12 protein-coding genes are annotated in these 13,812 nt (G+C 51.2%); 4 read left to right on the plus strand and 8 right to left on the minus strand.

Annotated elements, in window-relative coordinates; translation table 11 throughout:
• The first annotated feature begins 288 nt into the window (after nucleotides 1–288).
• Together rbsK and EQP46_RS03795 are read left to right on the plus strand one after the other, a co-directional pair.
• On the plus strand, nucleotides 289–1,215 hold the full coding sequence (gene rbsK / locus EQP46_RS03790; protein WP_129492372.1) for a ribokinase: 927 nt from the start codon (nucleotides 289–291) through the stop codon (nucleotides 1,213–1,215).
• A gap of 12 nt (nucleotides 1,216–1,227) precedes the next feature.
• The gene (locus tag EQP46_RS03795) at nucleotides 1,228–2,235 is read left to right on the plus strand and encodes a substrate-binding domain-containing protein (RefSeq protein ID WP_129492373.1); all 1,008 of its coding nucleotides are present in this window, start codon (nucleotides 1,228–1,230) and stop codon (nucleotides 2,233–2,235) included.
• A gap of 94 nt (nucleotides 2,236–2,329) precedes the next feature.
• On the opposite strand, the gene EQP46_RS03800 is transcribed toward EQP46_RS03795, so the two are convergent.
• The 8 genes from EQP46_RS03800 to EQP46_RS03835 form a co-directional block, all read right to left on the minus strand.
• Nucleotides 2,330–2,950: a CDP-alcohol phosphatidyltransferase family protein gene (locus EQP46_RS03800; RefSeq protein ID WP_129492374.1), complete on the minus strand. Its 621-nt coding sequence runs from the start codon at nucleotides 2,948–2,950 to the stop codon at nucleotides 2,330–2,332.
• Entirely contained in the window at nucleotides 2,943–3,587 is a 645-nt protein-coding gene (locus EQP46_RS03805; protein ID WP_129492375.1) for an ATP-binding cassette domain-containing protein, read from the minus strand. Before EQP46_RS03805 ends, EQP46_RS03800 begins: the two co-directional genes overlap by 8 nt.
• Entirely contained in the window at nucleotides 3,553–5,259 is a 1,707-nt protein-coding gene (locus EQP46_RS03810; RefSeq protein ID WP_129492376.1) for an ABC transporter permease, read from the minus strand. The genes EQP46_RS03805 and EQP46_RS03810 overlap by 35 nt, the downstream gene beginning before the upstream one ends.
• 5 nt (nucleotides 5,260–5,264) lie before the next feature.
• Nucleotides 5,265–6,419 (minus strand): ABC transporter substrate-binding protein, encoded by a 1,155-nt coding sequence (locus tag EQP46_RS03815; RefSeq protein WP_129492377.1) that lies wholly within the window; start codon nucleotides 6,417–6,419, stop codon nucleotides 5,265–5,267.
• A gap of 140 nt (nucleotides 6,420–6,559) precedes the next feature.
• A complete protein-coding gene (locus EQP46_RS03820) occupies nucleotides 6,560–7,237 on the minus strand; it encodes a TVP38/TMEM64 family protein (protein ID WP_129492378.1) in 678 nt (225 codons plus the stop codon).
• A gap of 156 nt (nucleotides 7,238–7,393) precedes the next feature.
• The gene (locus EQP46_RS03825) at nucleotides 7,394–8,164 is read right to left on the minus strand and encodes a heterodisulfide reductase-related iron-sulfur binding cluster (RefSeq protein WP_129492379.1); all 771 of its coding nucleotides are present in this window, start codon (nucleotides 8,162–8,164) and stop codon (nucleotides 7,394–7,396) included.
• A complete protein-coding gene (locus EQP46_RS03830) occupies nucleotides 8,161–9,957 on the minus strand; it encodes an FAD-dependent oxidoreductase (protein ID WP_129492380.1) in 1,797 nt (598 codons plus the stop codon). Before EQP46_RS03830 ends, EQP46_RS03825 begins: the two co-directional genes overlap by 4 nt.
• Nucleotides 9,958–10,006: 49 nt before the next feature.
• Entirely contained in the window at nucleotides 10,007–10,993 is a 987-nt protein-coding gene (locus EQP46_RS03835) for a sulfurtransferase (RefSeq protein ID WP_129492381.1), read from the minus strand.
• Between the two features lie 408 nt (nucleotides 10,994–11,401).
• On the opposite strand from EQP46_RS03835, the gene EQP46_RS03840 reads away from it, so the two are divergent.
• Both EQP46_RS03840 and EQP46_RS03845 read left to right on the plus strand, forming a co-directional pair.
• Nucleotides 11,402–13,156: a sensor histidine kinase gene (locus tag EQP46_RS03840; protein WP_420841365.1), complete on the plus strand. Its 1,755-nt coding sequence runs from the start codon at nucleotides 11,402–11,404 to the stop codon at nucleotides 13,154–13,156.
• Complete coding sequence (locus EQP46_RS03845) at nucleotides 13,157–13,768, plus strand: response regulator transcription factor (protein ID WP_129492382.1); 612 nt, start codon at nucleotides 13,157–13,159, stop codon at nucleotides 13,766–13,768.
• Nucleotides 13,769–13,812: the final 44 nt, after the last annotated feature.

Consider the following 13,812-nt stretch of genomic DNA (forward strand, 5'->3'; position numbering starts at 1 on the left):
CCCTCCACGTCGAAAATGAAGGGAATGTTTGATTCTCGCTAAGAGCCAGAGCCCCCCCCTCTAACTCCCCCCTTGAAAAGTGGGGAGGACAAAAAGCGAGAAACAAGAGAGAAAACAGCACTGTGCTTTTGAATTCCTCCACTTTCAAGGCGAGGACGAAAAAGGGGTGAGCGCTTCATCCAGCAAAGCCCAATGCTCTTTTTTATCGGATTACGTCACCGCAGCAAACACATTGCTGCCGCGTGACGAAGAATAACGAATAGGCGCTTGAGCGTCGGAGAACAAACAATGAATCAGTTAGTCGTATTAGGCAGTGTTAACGCTGACCATGTCCTTCAGGTGCCTTCTTTCCCGCGTCCGGGTGAAACCTTGCATGGACGTAATTACCAAGTCATCCCTGGTGGCAAAGGTGCAAACCAAGCGGTTGCAGCAGCGCGTTTAGGCGCAGACATCGGCTTTATTGCCTGCGTGGGTGACGATGCGTTTGGCATCAACATTCGTGAGAGCTTCAAACAAGACGGCATTGCCGTTGGTGGGATAAAAATCGAGGCTGGCACGCCGACCGGTATTGCCATGATTCAAGTGGCAGATAGCGGCGAGAACAGCATTTGTATTTCCGCCGAAGCCAACGCCAAGTTAACCGCAGACGCCATCGAACCAGATCTTGAAGCGATTCGCCAAGCAACCTACTTACTTATGCAGCTTGAAACCCCGATGGACGGCATTGAGCGCGCAGCATTGGTTGCTAAAGAGAACAACACCAAGGTGATCCTAAACCCTGCTCCTGCCCGCCCGTTATCCGATGAACTGCTGGCGCGCGTGGACATGATCACCCCAAATGAAACAGAAGCCGAAGTGCTGACGGGCATTGCCGTAACCGACGAAGCAAGCGCCCAAAATGCCGCGGCTGTGATGCATGCAAAAGGCATTGAAACCGTGATGATCACGCTCGGCGCGAAAGGCGTGTGGGTAAGTCAGAATAACGAAGAGAAAGGGCAAATTATTCCCGGTTTCCGCGTGGAAGCGACTGACACGACGGCAGCAGGAGATACCTTTAATGGCGCACTCGTCACTGGTCTATTGGAAGCAATGCCTTTAGAATCAGCGATTAAGTTTGCCCACGCTGCTGCTGCCATTTCAGTGACACGCTTTGGTGCGCAAACGTCTATTCCAAGCCGCACAGAGGTTGATACCTTTTTGGCTGACCAGCAGTAATCGGAGCATCACATGGCGACAATGAAAGACATTGCAAAGCTTGCGGGGGTGTCTACGTCCACCGTTAGCCATGTGATCAACAAAACCCGGTTCGTTAGCGATGAAATTGCAGAACGTGTAAACGGTGCAGCCAAAGAGCTGCACTATTACGCCCCTTCCGCCCTTGCTCGCAGTCTTAAGATCAACCGCACTAATACCATCGGCATGCTTGTTACCACCTCTACCAACCCCTTTTTTGGTGAAGTGGTCAAAGGCGTAGAGCGCAGTTGCTACCACCTTGGCTATAACCTGATTCTTTGCAACACAGAAGGCGATGCGACCCGCATGAAAACCTCGATTGAAACCCTGATGCAAAAACGTGTCGATGGGCTGATATTGATGTGTTCAACACTCGAAGGTGAACAAGACGAAATCTACGATCGTATGGGGAATCTGCCTGTGGTGATCATGGATTGGGGCCCAACCTCATTTGCGTGCGACAAAATCCAAGACAACTCGCTGCACGGCGGTTACCTCGCCACCAAACACCTTATTGATAACGGCCACACCGAGATTGGCTGTATCACAGGGCCGTTGGTGAAAAGCCAAGCTCAGACACGTTTTGAAGGCTTCAAACAAGCCATGAACGAAGCCAAGTTGCCGCTCAAACCAGAATGGATCATTGAGTCAGATTTCGAATGTGAAGGCGGCGCACACGCCTTTGCACAGATGCAGCAACAAGCGCATCAACCGAGTGCCATCTTTGTCTGTAACGACATGATGGCGATGGGTGTGCTTAACAGCGCCCACGAACAAGGCATCAAGGTGCCGGATGATTTGTCGATCATTGGCTATGATGACATCCACATTGCCAAATTCATGACCCCGTCACTTACCACGGTTCACCAACCGAAATACCGACTCGGAAAAGCCGCGGTCGATGCCTTGATTGCGCGTATTGGTGATAACGATGGTGAAAAGAAAGTCGTGGAATTAGAGCCTAGCGTGGTGGAACGTAAAACAGTGAAACCCAAGTCCTAATCACGCGTTCCTCGCTCGAAACGCAATAACTACTGATACAAAAACGCCCGCGATTCACATCGCGGGCGTTTTTACATTCAGGTCACAGCGAATGCTACGCGGCAGTTTTGTCCGCCAAGGTATGAAACCCCGAGTAAATACGCGAGCCGGTGGTGAACCAACACATGGCACCGAACACACTGGCAATCAGCACGAAGTGCGTTGGGAACAGACACAACAACACGAAACAGGCGATGGTTTCTGTGCCTTCGGTCAACCCTGTCATGTAGTAGAGCGATTTGTTTCGATACACGGGGTCTGCGATATCGCGCTTACTCGCCATAACAGCAAAAGCCAGAAAGCTACTGCCAGAGCCAATGAAGGAGAAAATCAGAAACGCCCCCGCAACGGCGTTTTGTTCGGGGTTTGCCAACACAAACCCAAACGGGATCAGCGAATAGAACAAAAAGTCTAAGCTGATATCGAGGTAGCCACCGGCATCTGTGATGCCTTGAATACGCGCCAGTGCGCCATCCATGCCGTCACACACACGGTTAAGCAGAATACAAACCAGCGCCAAGGTGTATTGCTCAAACGCCAAGGCAGGCAATGCAAAACACCCAAGGACGAAACCCGCCAGTGTGGTTTGATTGGCGGTGACACCAAGTTTATCGACCAGCTTTGCGGTTTGCGTCAGCGGCCAGCGCACGACGTTAATGGCCATTGCATCAAGCATGAGCAGGCTCCCATGGCGTCAGCAATCTGCTGCCTTCAGGAATGTCTTCCACATCGTGCGTCACCATCAGCGCAGGGATGTTGGCGTCTTTCAATTGCTCCACCACCCAATCGCGAAACTGCATTCGAAGGCCTTTATCCAACTTGCAGAACGGTTCGTCGAGCAAAGCCACTTTGGGCTTCGCCAACAGCATGCGTGTCAGGCTAATGCGCGCTCGTTGCCCTCCTGAAATTTGATCAGGGTAAGAATCCGCAAGTTTGGTCAACGAGATATTCTTCAGCGCCTGCATGGCGCGATGTTTGCGCTCCGCCCCTTTAATCGCGTCAGGCAAAGCAAACGCCAAGTTTTCCCACACGCAAAGATGAGGAAACAACAAATCTTCTTGGAAAAGAATGCCGACATCACGCTTATGTGCAGGTGTACCATCCAAATACTGCCCATCTAATGCGACGTTGCCGGAATAAGAAAACTCATCCGAGAGATGCCCTGCAATCACGTCAAGTAACGTCGATTTCCCGCAGCCACTTGGCCCCATTAGCGTCAAGATCTCCCCTTTTTCAACACGCATGTTCAGGGAAGAAAACAGCACCTCGCCCGTCGACTTACGGATGGCGAGGTTTTCGATACAAAGACTCATTCGGAAGCAGACCTTTCATGGATAAACGGCGATAGCGGCTCTGTAAACGGCTCACTAAAATCGCAAAAGAGAAGAAAACTAACGGCAGCAAGGCTTGCCAAATCGCGTATATCGCTGTCACGCGGCGGTCATACCCGCTCGACAGCGCCACCGCTTCGGTCGTGATGGTGCTAATGCGCCCCGCCCCTAACACCAAGGTCGGCAGATATTGCGCCAAGCTCACGCTGATCCCGATTGCCCACGCAAACACAATGGCAGGCAGCAATATCGGCATTTTGATTTGAAACCAAACGTGGAGCGGTGATTTTCCCAAACTCAACGCGACGCGGGTTAAGCCTTCGTCATAGCTGCGCCACGGGCCATCTAACGACAAATACACGTACGGGAATGCGAAGAAAACATGCGCCCAACACACCCAGAAAAAGTGTGCATCACTGCTGAGGTACAAGGTAGCAACCTGCATACCAAACAACACAGAAAGCTGCGGGATAAGCATAGGAATCGCGATGACATACCCCGGCACTTGAAGCTTGTAGCGCAAGCGATATTCATGGGCAACCAGCGCAAAGCACAAGGCCACCGATGCTGTGATTAAGGCGATGAACAGACTTTGAGAAACCGTACCAAGGATCGAATCCCACTCATATTCCCAGAATCGGAGGCTATAACGGCTCGGCAGTAAATCGGGGAATCGCCAGCGTTGGGCAATGCTCCAAATCACCATCAATGGCACCATGACCACACTGATAAACAAGATCGCGGAGAACACCGATTTACCCGGCAGTGAGCAACCACTTCGGCCTGAGAATTGCCATTCTCTGAACCCTTTCGTGACCGCCCACTCCACCAGCCTTGCGAACGCAATCATCACGATCGCGATAACAAACAGCACAACCGCCCCTGCAGCCGCTCTTGGCAACAAGGCAAGATCTGGGTCGTTGAACCACTGCCACACCAACACGGCAAACGTGGGCGGATTGGTTGGGCCAATGATTAGCGCCACATCGACGACCGACAAGCTGTACGCCATCACGGCCAACATCGGAAAACGCAGCTTGGCAAGCCATTGTGGAAAAACGCATTTCCACCAGGTTTGTGCTTTGCTATACCCCAACGAAGCACTGACTTTCTCGCTCTGATCAACCTTGAGTTGGCGCAACACAGAAATGCTCATCAGCAGTAAAAAAGGCACTTCTTTCATCGCCAGCATCAGGATCAATCCCAATGCATACGGATCTTTCACCAGTAAGGCCAAATCACTCACGGTTTGGGCGTTGGCGTCATACCCTACAAGACTTAACAGCCTTGGCCCCATCCCCGTTGGCGCGAACAGAAACGCAAAACCAATGGCAAACGCCACGTGTGGCATCGCAAGCAAAGGAGATAACGAGATCTCTACACGACGCCAAAAGCGCGTACCCCAACTGGCCTGTAAAATAGCGAAGGTAATCAAACACGCCAGATAACTACTGGCAATAGCGCAATACACTGTCATGCAGATCGACTGCCACACTCCCTCCCACTCGAAAACCATGGCAAAGCCTGCGAGCCCGAACTTGTGCATGCCCAACGGCGGCACATAGCCAAGTGACGACACCAACACGCCCAGCAAGCCGGGAAGCGTAGGCAAGAAGCAGCACACCGCAATGATCAGATAGAGCGCTTTTAACATGAGATTTAGCTTCCGTAGCGTTGTAGCCACGCTTTTTCGAGCGCGCTTTGCCAGCTTGGGTGCGGCTCAGCGACCGCTGTAAACGGGGTGTTCTCTTTGGCTGAACCGGACAAATGTGTGTCTTTTAGCACCGCCGGATCGCCCCACACATCCAGGTCACCTTTGCGTGATTGCGCGTGAGGACTCAGCAAGAAATTGATGGCGACGAGCGCCCCTTCTTTGGCGTTCGCATTCCAAGGCACGGTCAAATAGTGAATGTTCGACAACGCCCCCATTTCCATCGCATAAGCTTCAGTGGTTTCTGCAAGGTTCCCTGCTGATTGCGCGGCATAGACCGCGTTCGGGTTGAACGTAATCGCTAAGTCAATCTGACCGTCATCCAGCAATTGCAGGGTTTCCGCCGTGCCTGCAGGGAATTGTTTACCGCCACGCCAAGCCACTTTGTGGAACTCATCCAAGTAATGCCAAAGCGGCGCGGTCACTTTGTCGAAATCAATGCGATCAACAGGCTCAGACAGGCATGGCGAATCGTTCGTTAGCTCGATCAACAGCGCCTTCAAGAAGCTGGTGCCGTGGAATTCAGGAGGACGCGGGTAGCTCAAACGGTTTGGATTGCGTTTGGCGTAATTCAGCATGTCACCAAAGGTGCGCGGCGGCGTGCTCAGGGTTTCTTTGTCATAAATAAACACCAGTTGGCTCAAGCCCCACGGTGCTTCCATGCCGTCTGTCGGTTCAGAGAAATCGACAGTCACAGGCAGGTTTTGATCCACCAGCGACCAATGCGGCAATTGCTGTGCAAAGCTGCCCATCAATAACTGATTTTCTTTGAGTGATTTAAAGTTCTCACCGTTGATCCATACCAAATCAACGCTACCGCCAGTGGTTTTCCCCGCGGCTTTCTCAGCAATCAATCGCGTGGTGGTTTCGGAAATGTCCGTCACCTTTACATGATGAAGATTGATGTTGTGACGACGTTGCAGTTCCTTCCCCGCCCATTGGATGTAACGGTTAATTTCCTGATTGCCGCCCCATGCATGAAAGTACACATCTTGGCCTTGTGCCTTCACTTCGACCTGCGACCAATCGCTGAGATCTGGCGCTGACGCAAACACCGCGAAAGACGCGATCAACAAAGCCATCGCTGAGAACAGAGTTTTCATAAAAGTCTTTTTATTCTTATCGTTATTTGATGCCGGATTAACCACTCATCGCCGCTATTTTCAGCAGCTATAAACGCAAAAACGTCCCCCACCATAAGGTAAGGGACGATAAATCTAATCACTTATGACGCAAGCGCAAGTTATTTCGCTAGCTCTGCCATGTTGATGCCTTTTTTCTTCGCGATGTACTTCGGAATCAGAGACATACCAAACAGAATAAGACCCGCACCGGCGAACTTAACCAGCAACATTGCAGACACACCGTTAGTGGCAATGTCACCCGCCATGTAAGCGAAGATGAAAGCACCCGGTGCCATGGTGATCAATGACACCAGAGCGTAAGTGCCAAGGTTCAAACTGGTTAGGCCGTACGCGTAGTTTTGTAGGCTGAACGGGAACACAGGCACAAGGCGAGTCAGGATCAGGAAGCTGGTACCGTTTTGCGCGACACCGTCATCAATCTTCTTGAAGATTGGGTTGTCACCAAACTTTTTCATGATGGTATTGCGTAGCAAAAAGCGCGCAACCACGAACGCAACAACCGCACCAAGGGTTGCAGAGAACAATGCCAATACGCCGCCTTTGATTGGGCCAAACACAATGCCAGCCACAATGGTGAACGCACTGCCAGGCAGCAAGAACACACACGCAAAAACAAACGCCGCAACAAACACTACGTAACCCATCGCGCCAAAGCTTGCGATCCACGCTTGAAGGCTCTTGATGTCGGTAATGATCTCAAGAATACCCGTTTGTTTTGCCACAAATAGCGCCAGCGCTACTGCAAGAATCGCCACACCAATTTTTAGAAATTTCATCAATTACTTCTCGAAAAATGTTCAATGTTCTTCAATACCCCTTCACCAAACGTGCGGGGTAAAGAAAGTCGCCGAGTGCATTAAGCAGGAGACAACTGCGCCCGTTTTCACAAGCAACGCATACTCGGCGATTCCTTTAATTCAGGTACTGCGCGGTTACACCGACATGCACTTGATCAGACCCGCCTTTGATTTGTAGCGGTTGAACCAAGCTTTCGCAGGGCTTGCTAGCACGTTCACTGGCGGCGCGGTGTCTTTCATCACAACCGGGCCAAACATCAGATCAAGAATGTGCCAAGCGTTCGTGCCCACCCCCATCATGGATGCACGGCACGCGGCGCAGTAAACAACAACGTGGTCAGTTTCAAACTCATCAACACGGCGCTGAACAACACGCTCAGCCACATTCGGGTTCGCAGGCACCACCATGCCGCCGAAACCACAGCAACGCGTGTTTTCGCGGGTGTGTTCTGGTTCAGCAGTTTTGTAACCCAGCTCATTCAAAATCCAGCGAATGCCGTCTTGAAGCTCGCTTTCGTAGCGGGTTGAACAAGAATCGTGAATGGTGAACACCACGTCACTGTCTTTTGCTTTGCCCACAAGCTCAGGTGGCAAACCGATTTTTGGCAGCAGTTTCCAAAGCGACAATGGCTTTTGCGAGCCGCCCGATTTCTTGATCATGCCGTAACAGCTTTGGCACGCCACGATCACTTCTTCGGCTTCTAGCTTGTCAAAGTCAGCTTGTAGTTGACCATAACGCTCTTTGAATTTCTCAGCTTGGCCAATCGCGGCGGTTGGCTTACCGCAACATTTTTGAACCGCACCCATGTCTGGGAATACATTTTTCAAGTGTTTCGCGATCGCCGCGACACCTTCTGGCGAGTAGGATGGCAGGCTGCATCCTGGCATGAATACTTTATTACTCATTTTGTTGTTACCGCACGTTTAGCCATAGTGAAGAGTTTTGAGAAACCCAGTTTTTGGTGCATGTTGATCGCTTTGTGGCCTTTCATTGGTGATTCGCCATTGTTCGCATTCACGAAATCAACGCGCGCACCTAGGAAGATTTCCTTCATTGGGTAATCTTTCGGACACACGATGGTGCACTGATCACAGGCGTTACAGGAGTAAGCCAGCAATGGGTCCATCTCTTTCTTATTGACGAAATCACCGAACAGCGTCTTCGGACAGTCGCCGAAGTCGTTCATCATGATGCACTCGCTCATACACAGCTTGCAGGTACACTGCAGGCAGCGCGTTGACTCTTGCTTCACTTGCTCTTGCGTGAAACCAAAATCAACCTGAGCAAAGTCGCGCTTACGCTCTTCCGCATCGCGCAGTTCGCCGTGCAGACGTGGCACGTCTACAGTGCCTTTTGGCAGAGGAATGTCTAAGCGCGATGGGTAGCTGTATTCTTCTTGGAAATCGCGGCCTTCTTCCAAAGGTCGACCCGCGAATTGACGCTCAATGCTCATCGCCGCTTTACGGCCAAGTGCCATGGCTTCGATAACGATGTTACCGCCACACGCATCACCCGCCACGTAAACGCCGCTCACAGAAGACGCTAGGGTGTTCTTGTCCACCACATAGCGGCCACCACGGCCCGTTTCCAATGCGCCACCAGTAATGTCTGCAACCACCTGACCTGTCGCGAATACCACGGTATCCACTTCGATCGTGCGCGTATCATCGGCATACGTTGGAGCAAAGTTGCCCGTCTCATCAAAAATTGAAATCACGCGCTTCAGCGTAATAGAGAAGACTTTACCGTCTTTTTCTTCGATCGAGATTGGGCCCCAACCTGCGTTGAATGCCACGCCTTCTTCCAACGATTCTTCAATTTCAACATGGCTTGCTGGTAGGTTTTCCATGGCTTCAAGCGAACACTGGTGCACTTCATCTGCACCGATGCGCCATGAAGAACGTGCACAGTCCATCGCTACGTCGCCGCCGCCAATCACCATCACACGCTTACCAGCACGCGGGAACGCACGGGTTTCAGAGATTTCTTTCAGGTACTCAACCGCAGAGAACACGCCTTCCGCCTTGTGACCCGGCAGTGGAATGATTGAACCGACATGCGCACCGTGTGCAAGTACCACTGCATCGTGTGTATTACGAAGGTCTTCAAAGCTGATGTCTTTGCCGATTTCAACGCCAAACTTGGTCGTGATACCCAGCATCTCTAGGTAGCTAAATTCGAAATCAATCACGTTGCGTGGCAAGCGGTATTCTGGAATACCCACACGCATCATGCCGCCGTACACATCCAACTTTTCATAGATGGTCACGTCGTGGCCTTTACGACGAAGTTCGATCGCCGCTTGTGCACCCGCAGGGCCCGCGCCTACGATGGCAACGTGTTTGCCCGTTGGATTGAGGATCGCCAAATCCCAGTTTTCTTTGTTGTCCATCTTCTCAGCGACGAAGCGTTTGATGCCCGCCACGCTGATCGCTTGACCATATTCCGTGTTACGACGACACGCCGCTTCACATGGGTGCGCACAAATGCGGCCCAAGGTTTGTGGCAAAAACAGTTTGCCGCGAATGGTGTCTAGCGCTTCTTGGTATTTGCCTTCACCTGCAAGGCGAACATATTGCTTCACATCAGTGTGCATTGGGCACGCGGTCTGACACGCAGGATCCGCATCACCCATACAGCCATCAACCACGTTCTGCGCAGCGTCGTATAGCTTTTGACTAAAAATTACATTGCTCATTATTTTTATGATTCCAGTCTTGGTTAATTACGTACGTATGTGGCGTTGATTAACTCTTGGTGCCGCTTTGCACTTTCACGTCAGCACGATTCTGCTCGTAGTGTGCAAAGCTGTATTCAATCCAAGAGCCGTCGTAGTTGTAGACGCCTTCTGCACCCAGCACTTCTTCAAGCACCATCATGGTGTGTGCAGAGCGAACGCCAGACTGGCAATAAGCAATGACTTTCTTGCCTTTAATGATGTCGCCGTAAAGCGCAGCTAGCTCATCGGCTGATTTCAGCGTGCTGTCTTCATTGAGGGCTTTGGTCCAGTTGATGTGAACACTGCCAGGGATCGTACCTGGGCCGTATGCACCACCGACTGTGGTTGTGCCGTCGAATTCTTCTTGGCCACGGGTATCAAGGATCACCCAATCGTTCGCTGTTTGTGCATTGAGCACCATGTCCATGGTCGCCAAACCGCTGGTTTCGGCTTCTGGGCGTGGCGCTTTATAAGAGGTTGCCGTAACACTTGGGTTTGCGTCGCCGGTTTTCAGACCCGCACCGATCCACGCGTTCAAGCCGCCGTCAAGGTAACGAACGTTGTCATGACCCAGGTTTTGGATTTGCCAGAACAGGCGAGCAGCGTCGTGGTGAGCGTTAGCCGCATAAACCACGATGGTTGATTCTGGCGTTGCGCCAAACTTGCTCAACAGCGCTTCCATGTCTTCCACAGAATTGCGCATGCCGTCATAGCCATACACGTCTTTCGCTGCAGAATAATCGTTACGCCACATGGTGAAAGAACCAGCGATTGGCGCGTCCGGTTTCATTGGGTTAAGCGCACCGATCACCACGAGGTTCTCGTCGCTTTCCATCATTTGTTTCAGTTCTTGCGCTGATACAAACGCCTCTGGGTTGGCATATTCCGCAAACTTTTCTTGCAGAACATGATTGCTCACGTGCACCGCTTCCGCACCGAACATAGAGGTATACGCCACGTATCCCCCCGCCATCAGCGCCGCGAAAACACCCACTGCTACCGTCGATTTTTTCATCGAGATTATCCCAAGATTATGTATAAATTAATTCGCTCATCAGTGAGCAGAATGAAATCGTTTGTCGGGCATGACGCAGTCGGACGGGCTTTGTTTTTTATTGTTTGTGCCGATCGGGTGAACACATCATGTTGCTACATTCTGTCGATGTGTCTGGGCGCGCGTCGCGCGAATCATGAACACATCACTGCCTTTTTTGGGCTTGTGGCACGCAGTGTGGGGAATTTTTTGTCAGCGGGGTATTGTGGTAAACCACAATATTGTCAGTAGTTTGATCTAAAACAACAACAAAAGTATGGATATCTAGGGTAAGATGCGCGGCGAAAAGCTTCCCATCACAGTGACCTCTCATTGAACAACTATCTATTACGTAGCTCGCCGTTTTTCTGCATTAAAGCGCTCGCGATGATGCTCGTCAGTGTGTGCTGTCTTTGCAGTTGTAAAGCGCAGGCTCGCATCGTTCAGCATTACGATGTGGGTGTGCTAGCGCTGCGTGGTGACGCGCATGCCATCTCTTCTTGGCGGCCTACCCTTGACTGGCTTGAAAAAGAAATTCCGGGGGTGACGTTTGAGCTACACCCGTATGATTTCGATGAGCTCGATGAAGCATTTAAACATAATCAACTCGATTTCTTGCTGACCAGCCCCGGCCAAGCCACCAGGATTGCGCGCCAACATCAACTCAATTGGTTAGCGACTCAGGAAACGGCGTACAGCAAGAAAACCAGTCGGTCCATCGCGTCAGTGGTCGTCGTGAGAGAAAACTCCCACTTCACATCGCTAAAAGACATTAAACAAGCGCGTGTGGCAGCGGTATCTGAAAAAGCGTTTGGTGGTTTCATCGCGCTTCGCTACGAGCTAGAAAAGCTCGACTATTTCAACGCCTCTTTCTACAAGAAAATCAAATTCACAGGGCCACCAACGGACCAACTGATTTACGACGTGCTCGACAACAATATTGATGTTGCTGTTGTCCCCGCGTGTACCTTAGAAAACATGGCCAAAGAAGGATTGGTGGACACCTCCAGCGTGCGCGTGTTGGATGTGCAGTATCCTGATGGCTCCGTGTGCGGCGTCAGCACCCCGCTCTATCCAAATTGGACCTTCACCAAAACCGATCGCGCCACCAATGAAATCGGCAAGAAAGTGGCCCAAGCCCTGCTTACGATGCCCGAAAATGCCCCTGCAGCAATAGCGGCAAACAACATTGGCTGGACGCTGCCAGAGAGCCCGGTGGATGTAGATAACGTCTTCAAGCACCTCGACATGCACCCCTTGCAGCAAACATGGCAAGAGAGCTTTTACAAATGGCTCGACCGCAACGAATTCCTTGCCTTCTCGACCGTGCTGATTTTGATTTTGCTGAACGTTTATCACCTATGGGTCGAATACCATTTCAAACGCAGTAAGCAAGAACTCGAACGCACTCTTTTCGCGTTGAAAGAAAAAAATGCCGTTCTCGAACACGTACAACGCACCATGATCGTCGGCGAGCTTGGTAGCAGTATTGCGCATGAAATCAACCAGCCACTCAGTTCAATCAAAAGCTACTCCGAAGGTGTTCAACGCCGCCTTGCACAAGGGATGGACCCGAAAGATCTCACGCCAATATTGGGCAAGATTCAGCAACAAGTTGGCGCGGCGAGCGACATCATTCAGCGTCTTCGAGGCTTGATAAAACGCACGCCCACCGAGCGGGTTGTGTGTCGTCCCGTCGATTTCATCAGCGATTCGATTCAGCTTGTGGAATACGATTTCCAAGCGCTAAACATTGGCCTGCAATTGAGCGTAGATGGCGAACCCTTCAAGGGGGAATTTGACGTCATCGGCATGCAGCAAGTCATGTTGAACCTGCTGAAAAATGCCAAGGAAGCGTGTATTGCGTCGATGGATGTGGAAGTCATCCCAATGGTGCAAGTGGAATTGCTGTACGGCACCAATGAAATTGTCATCAAAGTGGAAGACAACGGCATCGGCCTAGCAGCCAGCGAAGAAGAAGTGCAGCAGGCCTTCTACACCACTAAAAACGACGGCTTAGGCCTTGGTTTGCCGATTTGTCGCGACGTCATCGAGGCGCATCACGGTCAATTTATGATCCAACCAAACCGCCCGCGCGGCTGTCAGGTCACCATGGTCATTCCGGTCACAAGGAGTCAGGAATAAATGCACACACAATTCGGCCCAGTTTATGTCGTTGATGACGAAGAACCCGTTCGCGACTCCCTTGTTTTCATGCTGGAAAGCTTCGATTTGCAACTGCAGGAATTTGATTCGGGCAAAGCCTTTTTAGAGGGCGTTGATATTTCGCAACCCGGTTGCGTGATTTTAGATAGCCGCATGCCAGAAATGCGCGGGCAAGATGTGCACGCGTTTTTGATTGAAGCACGCAGCCCATTGGCAGTGATTTTCCTAACAGGGCATGGCGATGTGCCCATGGCGGTCGATGCGCTTAAAGATGGCGCGGTCGATTTCTTCCAAAAACCTGTCGATGGAGAGCCTTTGGTTCAAGCCATCGAGAAAGCCCTCGCCTACTCGTTTAAGCGGGCAGAAGATGTGTCCATTGAAAACCGATACGACAACCTAACAGAGCGCGAAAAAGACGTGTTGAAGTTGGTGTTGAAAGGCCAAACCAACCAGCAAATGTCGACAGCACTGTGTGTCTCGCTCCGCACGATTGAAGTACATCGCGGCAACATGATGAAGAAGTTTGAAGCCACCAATGTCGCAGATTTAGTGCTGCGACTCAGCACCTTGGTACAACAAAACAAGCTCTGATCCCGGCGTTTGCTCTCGATGATTTTGTGTTTAAGGCGTATCGC

It is taken from the genome of Enterovibrio baiacu (genome assembly GCF_004120195.1).
In the GTDB taxonomy this organism is placed as follows: Bacteria; Pseudomonadota; Gammaproteobacteria; order Enterobacterales; family Vibrionaceae; genus Enterovibrio; species Enterovibrio baiacui.

Excerpts from the sequence above, each read along its gene's own strand:
- rbsK (WP_129492372.1), top strand. The coding sequence starts at position 289 with ATGAATCAGTTAGTCGTATTAGGCAGTGTTAACGCTGACCATGTCCTT.
- EQP46_RS03825 (WP_129492379.1), bottom strand. The coding sequence starts at position 8,164 with ATGAGTAATAAAGTATTCATGCCAGGATGCAGCCTGCCATCCTACTCG.
- EQP46_RS03805 (WP_129492375.1), bottom strand. The coding sequence starts at position 3,587 with ATGAGTCTTTGTATCGAAAACCTCGCCATCCGTAAGTCGACGGGCGAG.
- EQP46_RS03815 (WP_129492377.1), bottom strand. The coding sequence starts at position 6,419 with ATGAAAACTCTGTTCTCAGCGATGGCTTTGTTGATCGCGTCTTTCGCG.
- EQP46_RS03840 (WP_420841365.1), top strand. The coding sequence starts at position 11,402 with ATGCTCGTCAGTGTGTGCTGTCTTTGCAGTTGTAAAGCGCAGGCTCGC.
- EQP46_RS03835 (WP_129492381.1), bottom strand. The coding sequence starts at position 10,993 with ATGAAAAAATCGACGGTAGCAGTGGGTGTTTTCGCGGCGCTGATGGCG.
- EQP46_RS03845 (WP_129492382.1), top strand. The coding sequence starts at position 13,157 with ATGCACACACAATTCGGCCCAGTTTATGTCGTTGATGACGAAGAACCC.
- EQP46_RS03820 (WP_129492378.1), bottom strand. The coding sequence starts at position 7,237 with ATGAAATTTCTAAAAATTGGTGTGGCGATTCTTGCAGTAGCGCTGGCG.
- EQP46_RS03810 (WP_129492376.1), bottom strand. The coding sequence starts at position 5,259 with ATGTTAAAAGCGCTCTATCTGATCATTGCGGTGTGCTGCTTCTTGCCT.
- EQP46_RS03830 (WP_129492380.1), bottom strand. The coding sequence starts at position 9,957 with ATGAGCAATGTAATTTTTAGTCAAAAGCTATACGACGCTGCGCAGAAC.
- EQP46_RS03800 (WP_129492374.1), bottom strand. The coding sequence starts at position 2,950 with ATGCTTGATGCAATGGCCATTAACGTCGTGCGCTGGCCGCTGACGCAA.
- EQP46_RS03795 (WP_129492373.1), top strand. The coding sequence starts at position 1,228 with ATGGCGACAATGAAAGACATTGCAAAGCTTGCGGGGGTGTCTACGTCC.